The sequence below is a fragment of the Ruegeria sp. BHSA163 genome, from assembly GCF_059613365.1.
In genome coordinates, this window is the sequence record NZ_JBXWSJ010000046.1 from 18,277 (window position 1) to 33,648 (window position 15,372).

Consider the following 15,372-nt stretch of genomic DNA (forward strand, 5'->3'; position numbering starts at 1 on the left):
CGTCAAGACCGGATCAGCCTCCTGGGATAGCAATATGCTTAGTTTGGCCGCTTTGTCGCAGCATTACACCGTGCTCATCGATCGCCATTACCGTGCCAGAGGCGATGCGACTGCCAGTTTCGACCTCTTTCACACGGCCCGACGACAGGCGCACTAATGCACGCATATTTCTTGCAGGCCCAAAGACGCCCAAGACTGAGACTGAATTCTTTTTCAACGCGCCCCGTTGCGTGGCCGCGCTTTTGACGGTTTTGTTTGCCATGAACTGCCATCGGGCGGTGCCCGAACCCTTGAGTGAGTGGTTTCGGCGCATGCCGTATCAAAGGGCAAGGTGAAACAAAAGCCGATGGTATGAGAACAGATGCCGACACTTCAGGATCTGTCCCGAACACGTTGCAATTGCGTCGAGTTCACCGGAAAGGCGTAAGCGGATTGTCACCAACTGTTTGGTTTCGCGATGTCACATGTTTAGGTGACACCGGATAACCAGTTCGATCGATTCGCAAATGCGCAGGGTTAGATAACCATTTTAGCCCGAGACGAGGTTGGCGGCATTCCAGGATCCACCGAGGACCTGCATATCCTTCTTCTTTTTGCTGACGCGTGTACTGTTTTCCAGGTTGTCCAGATAATCGTCGCTTACGCTACCAGTGACGTAATTTCCGTCAAAACAAGAACAATCAAACGCCTCGATTTCTGGGTTGCCCTCCTTGGCGGCCCAGATCAGATCATCGAGATTTTGATAGAAAAGAGCATCAGCCCCAAGTTCACGGCGAATATCCTCGATCTCTTTGCCATTTGCGATCAGCTCATGCTTGGTCGGCATGTCGATGCCATAAACATTAGGGTACTTTACCGGCGGTGAAGCGCTGGCGACGTAAACCTTTTTTGCACCCGCTTCACGACACATCTGGACGATTTTCTTGATAGTATTTCCTCGCACGATCGAGTCGTCGATAAGCAGTACATTTTGATCTTTAAACTCCAAAGGAATGGCGTTCAGCTTGCGGCGAACGGATTTCTGCCGTTCTTCTTGACCGGGCATGATGAAGGTGCGCCCCACATAACGGTTCTTAACAAGACCCTCTCGGTATGAGATGCCGGTTGCCTTGGCCACTTCCAAGGCGACCGGCCTTGCGCTATCGGGGACTGGAATGATCCGGTCGATCTCTAATCCAGCCGCTTCGATCTGCCTTGCAAGGGTTTGCCCCATGCGCATCTGGGTTTTGTAAACGGATACCCCATCCAGCAATGAATCTGGTCGCGCGAGATAGACATATTCAAAAATACAGGGCGTCAGCCTGCCTTCGACCGCCTGGAACTCATGAATGTCTCCTTCAAGGTCGATCAGGATCGCCTCACCTGCGCGGAGATCGCGAAGTTTTTCAAAGCCATTAATTCCAAATGCTACGTCTTCAGATGCAAAAGCGTAATCATCGCCGTCGCCTTCTGCTTCGCGTTTTGCAACCGATAAAGGGCGTATTCCATAAGGATCACGAAAGGCCAACATCCCAACGCCGGCGATCAGACATATGACTGAATAGGCGCCCTGAATCCTCTCCATAGTCATTTTGACACCCGCAAAGATGTTGCGGATTGGGTCGGAATTTCCGTTTACCTTGATCGCGTCGGCCACCTTGTCAGCCAAAACGTTAAGCAGGATTTCTGAATCGGAAGTTGTCCGAAGATGGCGGCTATATTTGCCAGTCACTTTTTCGCGCTGTTCTGCGGTGTTGGTAATATTACCATTGTGGACCAAGTAGATGCCGTAAGGCGCGTTCACAAAAAATGGCTGAGCTTCGGCTGCACTAAGCGATCCCGCAGTGGGATAACGAACATGGCCAATCCCAACCTTGCCCAACAGAGTCTCGGCATCCGTTGCGTTAAACACATCCTTGACCAGTCCATTGGCTTTTTTCTCGCGGAAGAACTCACCGTTGTAAGTCACAATGCCAGAGGCATCCTGACCCCGATGCTGCAACATCAGCAGCCCGTCATAGATTTCCGCAAAGACATCATGCGTCCGGCTTGCGATCCCCAATATCCCACACATATACGGGCTCCAATTAAAATGACGGCTTTACGTTGATTTGGTTTGGCCTTCGGGGCCAATAGGTCTGCGCTGCATTTGTCAAAGTTCCGTTGGGCAGTCGCAAGTCGCAACATTGTGTACGCACAAGGTCAATCGCTCCGATTCCGTGGCGGTTTCGGGTTTGACATAATGCCAATCGCGCCCAATGTCATCAAAGGATCACAATCATCCGTCGCTACAGCTTGTTGGCCAAGTTTTTGCCTGCTGATCGGTGGAGGTGACAAAACTCACTTCTTGTGCTGTCATGTGCTTACAAGTGCCGAGCAGTAACAGCCTTTTATTTAGGTGGGACACGAAAATGTGGCAGCACAAACAAGGCGCAAAGAAAGAAGAAGCAGTGAAGCGACGCTGTCATCGATGCCGAGGCATGGGCCGGGCACCCTGTGAGATTTGTAAAGGCGCCGGCGAGGTGGCCAAGAGCAGGGATATTTATGGCAAGCCCATAATGACACGATGTAACGGCTGTTTCGGGTTAAAGAGCATCCGATGCGCGGTTTGTGGTGGCGACGGGTTCGTCTGAAAATATAAAAAGCCCAGCGAGAACTGGGCTTTATTGGCTTTATTTAAACTATCTTTACTCGCTGGGCGTGCTTTCAGTCGCGCCTTCCTGGGGCGTTTCAGCTGCGTCGCTGTCAAGTCCTCCATCAGACGTGCAGCTAGCCACCAACTCTTCGTACTGAGCGGTAATCCAGCCCAACGCGGCCTCGGGGTTTTGCTCTTCTATCTGATCGCTGAACTGTTCGAAAACCTTGGCCGATCGGCTTTCATCGACGATCGTATATGACTGACCGGTCATCACCGTGTCGTAGACGAAAAACGCGATTGCAACCAACAGAATGCCCCGGGCGATACCAAAAAAGAACCCTAGAGCTTGGTCCAAACCGCCAATGGCAGATCGCTGCACCAGCGACGAGAATAGGGGTGTAAATATGCTAACTACGATTAGCGCCACCGCAAATACAGCAGCAAACCCTGTTATGACAGACAATTCGCAACTGTCACGAAGGAAATCGCCGACAACTGGAATCTCTTTAACCAGGGGAACGACCTGCGGCGCAAAGATAAACGCCAATACTGCAGCGGCTACCCAGCCAGCAATCGCAAGAACCTCGCGCAGGAAGCCGCGAGAATAGGCCAAAAGGCCCGACACCACGACGATCAGGGCAACGACCCCGTCAATAATTGTAAAACCTTCCATGGCCCTCGCCTGTTCGTTTTCTGCCCCTCAAGGCGCGACTTTAACCTGCTCCGAAGGTTTCGCCAACAAACCCAACCAAATCAGACGGTCGGGTGAGTGTCAGACCTGCCACAGTACCGGCTTTCCCGCCAGCCGGAGCAATTGCTGCTGTGAAACCAAGTTTTTGCGCTTCTTTCAACCTGTTTTCGGTCTGAGGAGCTGGTCTAAGTGCCCCAGATAGCGAGATTTCTCCGAAAACGACAGTATCTGATGGCAGGGCCTTATCCTCGCGGGCGCTCAATAATGCGGCTGCCACCGCAAGATCCGCAGCAGGTTCCCCAATTTTCAACCCGCCAGCAACGTTTAGGTATACATCCAGGCCAGCAAACGGGATACCACAGCGCGCCTCTAACACTGCGAGGATCATCGCAAGACGCCCACTGTCCCACCCGACGACTGTGCGGCGTGGTTGCGAGTGAGGCGAAGGCGCAACGAGCGCCTGCAACTCTACCAGGACAGGACGTGTTCCTTCGATTCCCGCAAACACAGCCGACCCGGGGCTTGGTGTGCCGCGTTCGGATAGAAACAGGGCTGATGGATTAGTTACCTGTGCCAAGCCCTTGCCAGTCATTTCAAAAACACCGATTTCGTCAGCGGGACCAAAGCGGTTTTTTACCGCGCGAAGAATGCGGAATTGGTGGCCGCGTTCGCCTTCGAAATAGAGTACCGTGTCGACCATATGTTCCACTACACGTGGACCGGCAATTTGGCCTTCTTTCGTGACATGACCCACCATGACGACTGAAACGCCATGGCGTTTGGCAAAAGTGGTCAATTCATGCGCTGCAGCGCGCACCTGACTGACCGAACCCGGCGCGCTATCAACATTGTCGGCCCACATGGTTTGGATCGAGTCTATGATGGCGAGACCAGGCTTCTCTTTCTCAAGCGTGGTAAGGATGTCGCGCAGGTTGGTCTCTGCTGCCAATTGGACAGGTGCGTCTTCCAAGCCTAGCCTGCGTGCACGCATTCGGACTTGGGCGCTGGCTTCTTCTCCAGAGACATAGATCGTTTTTATGCCGGCGCGGGCAAATCGTGCGGCTGCCTGCAACAACAGCGTGGATTTGCCGATCCCAGGATCGCCACCGACCAACAGCGCCGAAGCCGGTACCAAACCACCGCCCAGAACCCGATCTAACTCGTCCACCCCGCAAAGAGTGCGAGGAGGCGGTGTTTCCTCAGTCGACAAATCCGTGAGTGCAATAGACTGACCGCGTTTACCACCGAGTGATTTTTTTGTAGGGCCAGCTGAAAGTGGGGTGTCTTGAGTAATTGTGTTCCATTCGCCGCAGGCGTCGCAGCGCCCGGACCAGCGGGTAGACGTAGCGCCGCAGGCCGAGCAGGAGAAAGAAGTCGTTTTTGCCATGCGGCCCTTGGTGCCCGAGGACGGTCAGTTCTTCAAGCCCTAGCAGGCTTTCATAAACAACCAGTGAATCGCTTTTTCATTGCACCATTGGGGCCGAAGCGGATCCATCTATTCCGCTGCCCGAGGCGGGGACATTGCAATAACACTGGATGCACCTGAGTCTTGGCTATCTGGCGACGACTGTAACTGAGCAGAAAGCTCCGGAAGCAACTCAAACAATTCGTCTCTCAGGCGTTTCAGTTGCGACTTAGCAATTGATTCCTCGATCTCAACGTCGTGGGTCCACTGTCGCAATTCATGTTGTATGGTCTGGGCGTCCTCGATCCGCCGTTGAAATTGCTCTATCTCTTCTTGCCGCTGCTGCAGGAACGTACGGGCACGAGACACCTTGGCATCGCCGTATGTTTCGGCCAACTCCTGACTGACTTGGCTCATCTGGGCCGCCAATTCCAGAATTTCAGGCTCAAGCGATTGAAGATCAGGATGATTTCGCAGGAAAGCCATGCGCTCTTTTACTGCGTCGAACTCTGATCGCAGAGAAAATGCACCGCTGCGGTCAGCAGCGTGAGCCATCTGATATGCACCTGCAATATCATACATGTTCATTGCAAACTTGCGATGGTTGTTCTCTAAAGCCATCATCCGAGCATTTGCCGGAAGATAGAAGGCCAGCATCAGAACCAAGCAGGTCAGTCCAATCTGAATATAAACACCAGCGTCGATGGCTGAACCGACCCCAAAACCTGCGTGCATTGACAGCCATGGCAACACACCAAGTGCAGACAGCATGGTGACGGAAATTGCGAAGAACGCCGCCGCGCAAATTAGGAAAAATGTGAATCTAATAAAGATATTCTGACAACTTAAAGTAATTGCGTGGAGGGCCGACATTGCCGCATCTCCCTTTTAAAACCGTTACAAAACAGGTCAAAGCGGAGGCGACTTCAAACGCGCAGTTGATCCGCCAAGGACCCTTTAGTTACTAAAAACACTGCTGCTCGAAGTGGTGGAAGAATACGCAGTTCAGTGTTTTCAATCAATTAGGTCTGCACATTTCGTGAATTGGATGTCATTTCCGTAACGTAACCGAGCGCGATTGATGCCAGAATACACCCGGTAAACAGATACAACCCCCAAGCTGTTTCGATTGTGGCGTAAGAAATGCCCTTGGCCAGCGTGATATAAAGCGCAATGAGAAAAATATCTGCCATAGCCAGTTTTCCTAGGATATTGAGAGCTGGCTGAACACGTGCATCTAATAAATCCCATTGGATAAGTGCAGTGCCTATCGTTTTGATATAAGGAGCGAAAAGGGCAAAGACAGTTACGACCAACGCTAGGAATATGTCCGATTTCCACAAGGACTGAAGGCCAGTTATGACGCTGATTTCGCTGAGGCCAAATATCGGCAAAAGCCCTGCGCGCATCAGTGGGGCGAACCATGCGATGGGGTAGAGTATCAGTAGCGATAGAGTGGCAAGGCGGAGGGTCATGGACAGTTCCGAACTAGGCAATTGAACATCTAAGTGGCTAAAGAATTGGCTGCAAGGTTTTCGTTGTGATTGCTAGGGCAATGCCTATAGTAGAATAATATTCTAACCTTCGTCTTTGAATTGCATTGCCTGATCCCGTAATAAAAACTGCGAATGTACCTTTTGCGTTTGGCAAAACTATGTCGAACGGGCTCACAGGTGGTGCCAATATTGCTTTGTCGGCTTTGAGTTCTGCCGCGGATCGGTTGCCATTTGACCGCGAACAACTTTTTGGGGTTTTGCATTTTCGTTTGTACTAAACAGATCGGGCTAGGCAGAGAGCCAAATGGATCGGGGGTCGGATTTACAACAAGTTCTCCGGCGAACACCCTAGCTATATCTCGGTTTCAGGCACTCACTTAAAACAAATTTTGGGTGTAGTTCGAATAAAAACGCCGGAATTTGTGCGGCCAGATGGAAAGTACCTTCTGCGATACGATTACGCGCAGAGAGCATACGATAGGATCAATAGTGAACGAAAAGCTGACCGCTGCTAACGTACTGCTTCAATCGGTCCGTCTGCACTGCCGCTAATGAATTGCTCGACATAGGGGTCGCCCGAGGTATCCATCTTCCCGACGGGTCCTGTCCATTGAATAACTCCACCGTGCAGCATTGCCACGTTGTCGGCGATTGCGCGAACCGAGCTCATGTCATGGGTAATTGTCATCGCCGTAGCGCCCATCTCCGTGACAATTTCGCGGATCAAGTCGTTGATTACCCCGGCCATTATAGGATCCAAACCGGTCGTGGGCTCATCAAAAAAGATGATCTCGGGTTCGGCAGCGATTGCGCGGGCAAGACCAACACGTTTCTGCATCCCGCCGGACAATTCTGATGGGAACCGGTCTGCTACGTCAGATTTCAAACCTACGCGGCGCAATTTATCGATGGCGATCTCACGGGCGTAGTCGGCCGGGCGTTTAAGTGGACCACGCATTAACCGGAAGGCGACGTTTTGCCAGACAGGAAGCGAGTCAAACAGGGCAGCCCCCTGAAACAGCATGCCAAAACGGGCCAGAAACGCGTCCCTGTCGCCTTTTTTAGCATCCTTACCATCAACATAGATCATTCCGCTGTCGGGTTGGATAAGGCCAAGGATGCATTTCAACGCCACAGATTTACCTGTGCCTGATCCGCCAATAATAACCATCGATGTTCCCTTGGGGATATCTAGGTCCATGCCTTGTAAAACATGATTGTTACCAAAGGCTTTGTGTACGTTCTCCATCCGGATCATAGCGAGAAGAACACTCCTGTGAGAACAAAATTGGCTGCAAGTATCAGCACGGCTGCGGATTCGACCGAACCTTTGGTGGCCCGGCCTACACCTTGCGCACCTCGACCGGAAGTCATGCCGTAGTAACAGCCCATGATTGCAGCGATAAGACCAAACGCCGCGCCTTTGACCAAAGACGAGACAATGTCGCGTGTTTCTAGAAACTCCACCGTGTTTTTCAGGTAGGTCGCCGGGTTGAAACCCAGATTCTGCGTGGCTACCGTATAGCCCCCAGCTATTCCAATTACATCACCAACCGCGACCAACGCAGGCACAGTGATCAGGGCGGCAAGAACACGCGGCGCGGTCAGATATTTCATTGGGTGGGTTGATAGGGTGATCAGCGCGTCGATCTGCTCGGTTACTTTCATGGTTGCAATTTCAGCAGCGATCGAAGACGTCACCCGTGCCGCGATCATCAACCCGACCAATACAGGACCCAGTTCCCGTACCATTCCAATTGCGACGATCTGAGGAACCACCGCTTCAGCATTGAAGCGCGCCCCACCAGCGTAGATTTGCAGGGCCAACGCCCCGCCTGTGAATATAGCGGTGAGCCCTACGACCGGCAGGGACAGCCAACCAATATTCAAAAGCGCGATTGCGAATTCACGAGGGTAAAAAGGGGGTCGGAAAATATGCGAGATCGATGCCAGAGCAAATATGGTAACGCGCCCGAAAGCGGCCATCATAGTCAGAATCGCTCGTCCCAAACCGCCCGGCAGGGAGAGAAGATTCATTCCACATAGCCTCTGGAATAGCGGCTGCCCATAGAGGTCAGGATTTCATAGCCAATGGTTCCGGCAGCTTCGGCCAGGTCATCAACGGTCTGATGTCCATTTAGAATTCGAAGGCGATCAGGATTGTAGGGCAAATCAGTAACATCCACGGTGATAAGGTCCATTGAGATACGTCCTACCACCGGGCAGGGCTGATCACCAGCAAAGGCGTCAATTCCGCCGCCAATGGCACGATGCAGCCCATCAGCATATCCTGCGGCGACTGTCGCTATTCGGGATGGGCGGCGCGCAGTCCATGTGTTGCCGTAACCCACCGTCTCACCAACATCCACCCGGCGGGTCTGAATCACTGGCAAGTCGACTGTTACAACAGGTTTGGCTGCGGCAAAGGGCATCCCACCGTATAACCCAATTCCCGGGCGGCAAAAGTCAAAATGGAACTCTGGCCCCAACAAGATTCCACCAGTTGCCGCCAGTGACCGAGGTGCCTTCACTCCATCTGTCATCTGTTTGAAGGTCAGCAGTTGCTGTTTGTTCATTGGGTGATCCGGCTCGTCTGAGCATGCCAGATGTGACATCACGACCTCGGGGTTCATCGCTAACGCCTCGTATCGCAGTTCGGCCCAATCGGCCGGCTCAAGCCCCAAGCGGTTCATGCCGCTATCCAACTGAATACCGAAAGGATGACCAGGCAGTGCCCCGGTATGCCGTTTGAATTGCTCGGGCGAGTTGATCAACGGTGTGAGGCGGTGGTTGCGCAACAGATCAGTGTCACGTTCCATGTGGCCAGAGAACACGGCGACCATAGCATCAGGTCCTACCGCTTCTCTTACAATTGCACCTTCTTCTGCGGCGGCCACGAAAAACTTTCTGACACCTTCCTCAGCCAAAGCCCAAGCCACCGGTTCTGCACCCAATCCATAGGCATCAGCTTTGACCACGGCTGCGGTCTCAACACCAGTCTTGGCGTCGAGAGCACGCCAGTTGCTCGCCAATGCGTGAAGGTTGATCGTAAGATGTGCAGTACTCATGGCCTCGTTCATGACATCGGAGTTGCGTAGGTCAAGAGGAAAGGCGGCGAAAATACTGACGATTTTCGGGTGGAATTTGAACGTTAAGACCCGATGTTTAAATGAAATAAGGCGCTTGCTAGGACCATGCCAAAAACCAGCTGATTTGCCGATTGTGCAAGCTTAATGATCAAAGGTGGAAAGCCACCATAATCGTTCACGATTCTTCAATATCGATATATCACAATTTAAACGTGTATTGCCGTAGGTTGCGACAACAATGGCTTGTTGTTGAACGCGTGCCGCTCCACCAGCTTTTTCTGGCGGCTTCCGTCTGGAATGTAACTGGCCGCGACCATGACCGAGCGTTTGGCTATATCGGGAAACAACAGCACAAGTTCGTGCCGAGCTTCTTCCGACACCGCTGCCATCACTTGAGGCCCGAAAAACAGGCTTTCAGTGGGGGCACCTTCAGCAAAAAGTGTAACGTGTTGGTCGAAAACCAGATGGTAATAGGTTACCTCGGTGGCGGTCTCGTCTAAGTGGATACCCGGCAAGGTCGTCAAACGGATCGCTGAAACCAAAACTTTCCGTGTTCCGAACATGCGTTGCGCGATGGGCGAGTCGGTCAGCATTCGGTGCTGGCGCGACACACGTAGATCGCGATGGGGCAGCCCCTGACCCAGCGCGCCTGCGACTATGCATACAGGACGCAGTTTGGGCGTCCTGATCAATTCAGAATGTCGCAATGAACGTGAAAGGTTCAGCCGAAGTGTGTGCAACGTGCCATCCGTCGCTACTACACGGTCGCCTGGCGTCAGTTTTTCAACCGGTACCTCACCATTATCGGTTAGAATAGAAGTGCCTTTTGTAAAGCATGGCGCGCGGGGATTTGGATTGGGATCAACAAAAAAATTTGTACCGTCAAACGAACTGAGGGACGAGGTCGAGTCGTTTCCATTTGTTCCAACCTGCGTCGAGGTCTGACCGTCCGCAGGACCCTCGGTGGCGGTAACCTCAGCGTCCAAGGAAACAAAACTGATTAACGACTCGTCATCGGATAAAGACATCGCTCCAAACCGATTTATGCGAGCGTTGACGACATAGTAGTCAAAGCTTCCGACAGTGGTCATCGTGCCGTCGCTGACATCGGTTGAACTGCGCAAGGACCCATTTTGGTTGTAAATACCGACCGATAAATCAGACACGTCGGTTCCAGTTGGAACGCGTATCTCGACGAAGTCCTCATTGGGATTGAATCCCGGACCGTTTCTGTACCTGATTTCCGAAATGATGGCTGGCAAGTCCGTTCCGCCTCAACGGTTTCAGCGGTCTACACCGCAATTCATCGGCAAGCCTAACACGACGAAAGTTAACCAAATATAAAGCGAATTGTGTGCGTTGCTTCGCGCAATAAGCCCGGAAGTAACGAAACTAGTATCCCTCGATCTCTCCGCCTTGTTGCCACGGTTTGACCAGGTTACCGAACCGCGTGAACTGAGCTTCAAATGATAGTTCAACCGTTCCGATGGGGCCGTGGCGCTGCTTGCCGACGATGACTTCGGCCTTACCATGCAAGCGCTCCATGGCCTGTTTCCACTCTTCCATTTTCTCCAGTTCGTGGTCGCCTGGCTTTTCGCGCTCTTTGTAATATTCCTCCCGGAACACAAACATCACCACGTCGGCATCTTGCTCGATCGAGCCCGATTCCCGAAGGTCGCTGAGTTGAGGGCGCTTGTCGTCACGGTTCTCAACCTGGCGGCTAAGCTGGGAAAGCGCGACTACAGGAATGTTGAGCTCTTTTGCAATCGCCTTCATACCCATAGAAATCTCGGCGATCTCGTTGACGCGATTGTCGGACGTTCCCCGACAAAGTTGCAAATAGTCGATTACAAGTAAGTCCAGCCCATGCGTTCGCTTCAGCCTTCGAGCTCGAGCCGCAAGTTGTGCAATTGGCAGTGCAGGCGTGTCGTCAATAAAAAGCGGGCAAGCCTCGAGTTCCTTCGCGGCATCTACGAAGCGGCGAAATTCGGCTTCGGTCATGTCGCCCTGACGAATTTTGTGACTGGAAATTTCAGACGCTTCCGCCAGAACCCGGCCTGCAAGTTGCTCGGCGCTCATCTCCAACGAGAAAAATCCGACAACGCCGCCGTCGATAGCGCCTTCGCTGCCGTCTGGTTTCGTGCCACGCTTATAGGCTTTGGCCACATTGAACGCGACGTTTGTGGCTAACGATGTCTTGCCCATTGACGGCCGACCTGCCAAAATTATCAGGTCAGAGGGATGCAAACCGCCCAACTGCTTGTCCAAATCGGCCAGACCGGTGGATATCCCCGCCATGCCGCCACCGCGCTGATAAGCTTCGTTTGTGACGTTGACGGCTTCTGTGACCGCCTTGAGGAAGGATTGAAATCCCTGTTCGGTCTGGCCCTGCTCGGATAACTGATAAAGCTGCTGCTCTGCCTCAACGATTTGTTCTTTTGGCTCGCTCGATACATCGACCCGGGCCGCCTTGTCCGAGATATCGCGGCCCAACCGGATTAACTCGCGACGGATCGCCAGGTCGTAGATCATTTGGGCATAGTCATGTACCGCAAATGCGCTGATAGAGGCGCCGGCCAGCTTTACAAGATAGGCGGGGCCACCCAGCTCATTTAGGCCTTCATCCTCAGCCATAAATGACTTCAGAGTTACAGGTGACGCCAAAGCATTCTTAGCGATGCGAGTGGCTGCAACTTCGTAAATACGAGAATGAACCGGGTCAAAAAAATGCTCAGCGCCGATAACCGAGGCGACCCGGTCATACAGGTCGTTATTCGTAAGGATTGCTCCCAGAAGCTGTTGCTCGGCTTCTATGGAATGCGGCATAGTTTCCGGGTTTTGAATTTGCGCTGCCGCTTGTTCGATACTGCTGATCTCGTTCATTTTGTCCCCGCTGCCCACGGTGTTCTTTACACGCTAACATGGCGCGTCGGCTATCTGGAAATACCTGTGGCTAACTACGGATAAAGCCTTGGGATAACTTTTGTAATACCAACGGTTCCAGATTAGCTGTCCACCATTATGTAGCATGTGAGCCATATGTCACTACATATTGTTCGTTCGGTATCGATTCTAACCGCATTATCCCCAAACAATTCACAACTGGCTTAAGTGGATTTTTGCGCCTCTTGCCACGCGCGAGGGTCGTTAAGAAAGGCCTCGACGCCGCCAAGTGTTTCTTCGTCAAAGGCTTTCTGCTCTTTGGCTTCGGCCAGAACGTCCCACCAAGTGCAAAGGCTATGTAGCTGTATGCCGTGATCACCTAGCGTTTTCTCGGTTTCCGGGAATATGCCATAATAAAAGATGACGGCAGTGTGGCCGCAGGTTGCGCCGGTTTCACGGATCGCATCCACAAATGACAACTTCGAACCCCCGTCAGTGGTCAGGTCTTCGACCAGCAGAACGCGCTCACCTTCATTCATCGCGCCTTCGATCCGGGCATTGCGTCCATAGCCTTTTGGCTTTTTGCGGACATAGGTCATTGGTAAGGCCAAGCGCTCGGCAACCATGGCGGCAAACGGGATGCCAGCAGTTTCGCCCCCGGCAATATTGTCAAACGCCTCAAAGCCCGCATCACGCATGACAGTGACCGTCAAGAAATCCATAAGGGTCGAGCGTATGCGCGGATACGATATCAATTTTCGGCAATCGATGTAGGTCGGGCTGGGCAGGCCAGAAGCAAGAGTGAACGGCTCGCGTGCATTGAAGTGAACCGCTTTGATCTCAAGCAGCATCCGAGCAGTCAGACGCGCGATTTCGGTGCTATCGGGGAATGAACTGGGGATCATTGCGAAACCTCGAGGTAAAATGACGTTGCGGGCAGATAGCCTGCCGGTGGGTCCAGTGTCGAGAGGGGTTAGGCCTAAAAGAAAAGCGGACCTGCAAGAGGTCCGCTTTGCCCTAGCGGGCGGACAAGCAGCCAAGGTGGGCTTAGCTGCTCATGTCATAGGCGCGTTCTCCGTGTACAGAGAGGTCCAGCCCGTTTGTTTCGGTTTCCGCGTCTACGCGAAGCGGGGTGATCAGCGCAACCAGTTTGACCAGCACAAAAGTCGCAATCGCGGTATAAACACCCACTATGACCAATCCACCCAATTGTGCGGTCCATGCCCCAAGGCCGAAAAGTGCGATCATTAATGTTCCAAAGATGCCACCGACGCCATGCACCGCGAATACGTCCAGAGTGTCGTCGATTTTCAGCAAGTTGCGGACCACATAGACCGCCTCCTGACACAGAATGCCAGCGACACCGCCGATGATCAGGGCCTGAACCGGACCTATATACCCTGACGCCGGAGTGATCGAAGCAAGTCCAGCAATCGTTCCGGTAACGAGGCCGACCATTGACGCCTTGCCAAATCGGATTTTTTCCCAAAGCGCCCAAGTCAGCGAAGCTGTGGCAGCCGACAAATGAGTTACTGTCATGGCCATTGCCGCACCACCATCTGCCGCTAATTGCGAGCCGCCGTTAAAACCAAACCAGCCTACCCAAAGCATTGCGGCCCCCACCATAACAAAGCCGGGGTTGTGCGGGGGGGTCGTGCGGTTTCGGCGCGGGCCCAAGACTACTGCGATGATTAACGCAGCCAAACCTGCAGTTTCATGAACTACGATGCCGCCAGCGAAGTCACGCACACCAATTTCGCCCAAAATGCCGCCATCAGTCAGCATTCCGCCACCCCAGATCCAATGAACAACTGGCGCGTAACACAACAACATCCATAGTGCTGAAAAGGTCAGGACGAACCCAAATCCGACACGCTCGACGTAGGCGCCGACGATCAAAGCAGGGGTTATGATGGCAAATGTCATCTGGAACGCAAAAAACAGAATCTCGGGAAGGGTGCCCGAAAGGCTGTCAGCATCAACACCGTTTAGGAAGGCCTTTCCAAAACCGCCCCAAAATCCTGATTCACCCGGCCCAAAGGCAATTGAGTATCCTGCTGCCAACCAAAGGATACTCATCAAGCAGGCAATCGAGAAACAATGCATGAATACACTCAGCACGTTTCGGGCGCGGACGAGACCGCCGTAGAAAAGGGCAAGCCCGGGTAAAGTCATGAATAGGACCAAGGCGGTTGCAACTATGATCCAGGCGGTATCGGCTCCGTTCATGGGCCGCTCTCCTTTCCTCGTAATCAGCGCCGTTGCGCAGAAAATCCGCACCTAAAAACGGCAAGTGAGTGATTGAGCGGCTTTGAAGCGGAGTGAAGCCGGGGAAAAAAGAGGCAACGGCCAAAAAAGTCGCCTAAATTGAATGCTTTTTGTAATGTGGTGATAAAATTTGCGTCAAAGTGAAGTGTCTGCACTAATTTTGAGCAAAATGGGAAAGTCCAATTAGTAGCAGTTCGAGGGCGTGATCGCGGGCGCCTTTTCGTACGGAGGCACGCCCCAACGCGCCAAATTCAATCGTCTCTGTGTGTGTTGATTGGCCCCTGCGAGACAAACCAAAACATACTCGGCCCTCGGGTTTGAATTCTGATCCGCCCGGGCCAGCGATACCAGTAACGGAAACCGCAAGCTGCGCCTTAGAGTTTTGTATGGTGCCTTCGGCCATTTCACGTGCGACTTGCTCTGAAACGGCGCCGAACGTTTCGAGCGTTTCTGGGCTAACGCCAAGCATTTCTTGTTTGGCGACGTTGGTGTAGGTGACAAAGCCTCGTTCAAACACTGCTGAACTGCCGGGGATATCAGTTAGCGCCGCGGCAACCATGCCTCCGGTACAGCTTTCTGCAGTGGCAATCATGACACCTAGTGCGTTGGCTTGGTTAAGAATTTCAACTGCGATCATAAGCCCAAAACTCCGTGCGCAACACCCGCAAGAAGTGTTACCCCGATTGCCGCAAATATGCCGGCAATCACGTCGTCCAACATTACGCCTATTGCATCACTCCGACGGTCGGCCCATCCGACAGGGCCGGGTTTCGAAATGTCAAACAGCCGAAACAGGACAAATCCCGCAATCCATCCCGGCCAAAGTTGTGTGATTTCTATACCATGGGTCCAAGCTGGAAAAGAGATAGCCCACACGGCGATCAGCTGACCGGCAACTTCATCGACAACGATTTCTGAAGGGT

At 52.8% G+C, this 15,372-nt stretch carries 15 protein-coding genes; all 15 read right to left on the reverse strand.

Translation table 11 applies throughout. The annotated features are described in order from the left end of the window. Positions 1–13 precede the first annotated feature (13 nt). Positions 14–262 (reverse strand): hypothetical protein, encoded by a 249-nt coding sequence (locus AC2FNV_RS18165; RefSeq protein WP_170607886.1) that lies wholly within the window; start codon positions 260–262, stop codon positions 14–16. A 267-nt stretch (positions 263–529) separates the two neighbouring features. Further along, complete coding sequence (purF, locus tag AC2FNV_RS18170; RefSeq protein ID WP_170607717.1) at positions 530–2,053, reverse strand: amidophosphoribosyltransferase; 1,524 nt, start codon at positions 2,051–2,053, stop codon at positions 530–532. Between the two features lie 613 nt (positions 2,054–2,666). After that, a complete protein-coding gene (locus AC2FNV_RS18175; protein WP_254442612.1) occupies positions 2,667–3,290 on the reverse strand; it encodes a CvpA family protein in 624 nt (207 codons plus the stop codon). Between the two features lie 40 nt (positions 3,291–3,330). Next, the gene (gene radA / locus AC2FNV_RS18180) at positions 3,331–4,695 is read right to left on the reverse strand and encodes a DNA repair protein RadA (protein ID WP_170477810.1); all 1,365 of its coding nucleotides are present in this window, start codon (positions 4,693–4,695) and stop codon (positions 3,331–3,333) included. A gap of 108 nt (positions 4,696–4,803) precedes the next feature. Continuing rightward, positions 4,804–5,586: a DNA repair protein gene (locus AC2FNV_RS18185; protein ID WP_170607719.1), complete on the reverse strand. Its 783-nt coding sequence runs from the start codon at positions 5,584–5,586 to the stop codon at positions 4,804–4,806. Positions 5,587–5,735: 149 nt separating this feature from the next. Further along, a complete protein-coding gene (locus tag AC2FNV_RS18190) occupies positions 5,736–6,188 on the reverse strand; it encodes a paraquat-inducible protein A (RefSeq protein ID WP_170607721.1) in 453 nt (150 codons plus the stop codon). A gap of 532 nt (positions 6,189–6,720) precedes the next feature. Next, positions 6,721–7,467: an ABC transporter ATP-binding protein gene (locus AC2FNV_RS18195; RefSeq protein WP_170607723.1), complete on the reverse strand. Its 747-nt coding sequence runs from the start codon at positions 7,465–7,467 to the stop codon at positions 6,721–6,723. Then, positions 7,464–8,246, reverse strand: coding sequence for an MlaE family ABC transporter permease (locus tag AC2FNV_RS18200; protein WP_170607725.1), 783 nt, complete (start codon positions 8,244–8,246; stop codon positions 7,464–7,466). Before AC2FNV_RS18200 ends, AC2FNV_RS18195 begins: the two co-directional genes overlap by 4 nt. Then, positions 8,243–9,277, reverse strand: a complete 1,035-nt coding sequence (gene alr, locus AC2FNV_RS18205) for an alanine racemase (RefSeq protein WP_170477798.1) — start codon at positions 9,275–9,277, stop codon at positions 8,243–8,245. Before alr ends, AC2FNV_RS18200 begins: the two co-directional genes overlap by 4 nt. Positions 9,278–9,504: 227 nt before the next feature. Continuing rightward, the gene (locus AC2FNV_RS18210) at positions 9,505–10,560 is read right to left on the reverse strand and encodes a Hint domain-containing protein (RefSeq protein ID WP_170607727.1); all 1,056 of its coding nucleotides are present in this window, start codon (positions 10,558–10,560) and stop codon (positions 9,505–9,507) included. Positions 10,561–10,690: 130 nt separating this feature from the next. Then, positions 10,691–12,181 (reverse strand): replicative DNA helicase, encoded by a 1,491-nt coding sequence (locus AC2FNV_RS18215; RefSeq protein ID WP_170607729.1) that lies wholly within the window; start codon positions 12,179–12,181, stop codon positions 10,691–10,693. A 224-nt stretch (positions 12,182–12,405) separates the two neighbouring features. Continuing rightward, positions 12,406–13,086: an orotate phosphoribosyltransferase gene (locus tag AC2FNV_RS18220; protein WP_170477791.1), complete on the reverse strand. Its 681-nt coding sequence runs from the start codon at positions 13,084–13,086 to the stop codon at positions 12,406–12,408. 142 nt (positions 13,087–13,228) lie between these two features. Then, on the reverse strand, positions 13,229–14,410 hold the full coding sequence (locus AC2FNV_RS18225; RefSeq protein WP_170607731.1) for an ammonium transporter: 1,182 nt from the start codon (positions 14,408–14,410) through the stop codon (positions 13,229–13,231). A gap of 193 nt (positions 14,411–14,603) precedes the next feature. Next, positions 14,604–15,086, reverse strand: coding sequence for a CinA family protein (locus AC2FNV_RS18230; RefSeq protein WP_170607733.1), 483 nt, complete (start codon positions 15,084–15,086; stop codon positions 14,604–14,606). After that, positions 15,083–15,372, reverse strand: a 290-nt coding sequence (locus AC2FNV_RS18235; RefSeq protein ID WP_496774066.1) for a phosphatidylglycerophosphatase A family protein, incomplete at its 5' end; no start/stop codon positions are given. The genes AC2FNV_RS18230 and AC2FNV_RS18235, both read right to left, overlap by 4 nt.

Coding starts and splice junctions, on each gene's coding strand:
- AC2FNV_RS18165 (WP_170607886.1), bottom strand. CDS start 262: ATGGCAAACAAAACCGTCAAAAGCGCGGCCACGCAACGGGGCGCGTTG.
- purF (WP_170607717.1), bottom strand. CDS start 2,053: ATGTGTGGGATATTGGGGATCGCAAGCCGGACGCATGATGTCTTTGCG.
- AC2FNV_RS18175 (WP_254442612.1), bottom strand. CDS start 3,290: ATGGAAGGTTTTACAATTATTGACGGGGTCGTTGCCCTGATCGTCGTG.
- radA (WP_170477810.1), bottom strand. CDS start 4,695: ATGGCAAAAACGACTTCTTTCTCCTGCTCGGCCTGCGGCGCTACGTCT.
- AC2FNV_RS18185 (WP_170607719.1), bottom strand. CDS start 5,586: ATGTCGGCCCTCCACGCAATTACTTTAAGTTGTCAGAATATCTTTATT.
- AC2FNV_RS18190 (WP_170607721.1), bottom strand. CDS start 6,188: ATGACCCTCCGCCTTGCCACTCTATCGCTACTGATACTCTACCCCATC.
- AC2FNV_RS18195 (WP_170607723.1), bottom strand. CDS start 7,467: ATGATCCGGATGGAGAACGTACACAAAGCCTTTGGTAACAATCATGTT.
- AC2FNV_RS18200 (WP_170607725.1), bottom strand. CDS start 8,246: ATGAATCTTCTCTCCCTGCCGGGCGGTTTGGGACGAGCGATTCTGACT.
- alr (WP_170477798.1), bottom strand. CDS start 9,277: ATGAGTACTGCACATCTTACGATCAACCTTCACGCATTGGCGAGCAAC.
- AC2FNV_RS18215 (WP_170607729.1), bottom strand. CDS start 12,181: ATGAACGAGATCAGCAGTATCGAACAAGCGGCAGCGCAAATTCAAAAC.
- AC2FNV_RS18220 (WP_170477791.1), bottom strand. CDS start 13,086: ATGATCCCCAGTTCATTCCCCGATAGCACCGAAATCGCGCGTCTGACT.
- AC2FNV_RS18225 (WP_170607731.1), bottom strand. CDS start 14,410: ATGAACGGAGCCGATACCGCCTGGATCATAGTTGCAACCGCCTTGGTC.
- AC2FNV_RS18230 (WP_170607733.1), bottom strand. CDS start 15,086: ATGATCGCAGTTGAAATTCTTAACCAAGCCAACGCACTAGGTGTCATG.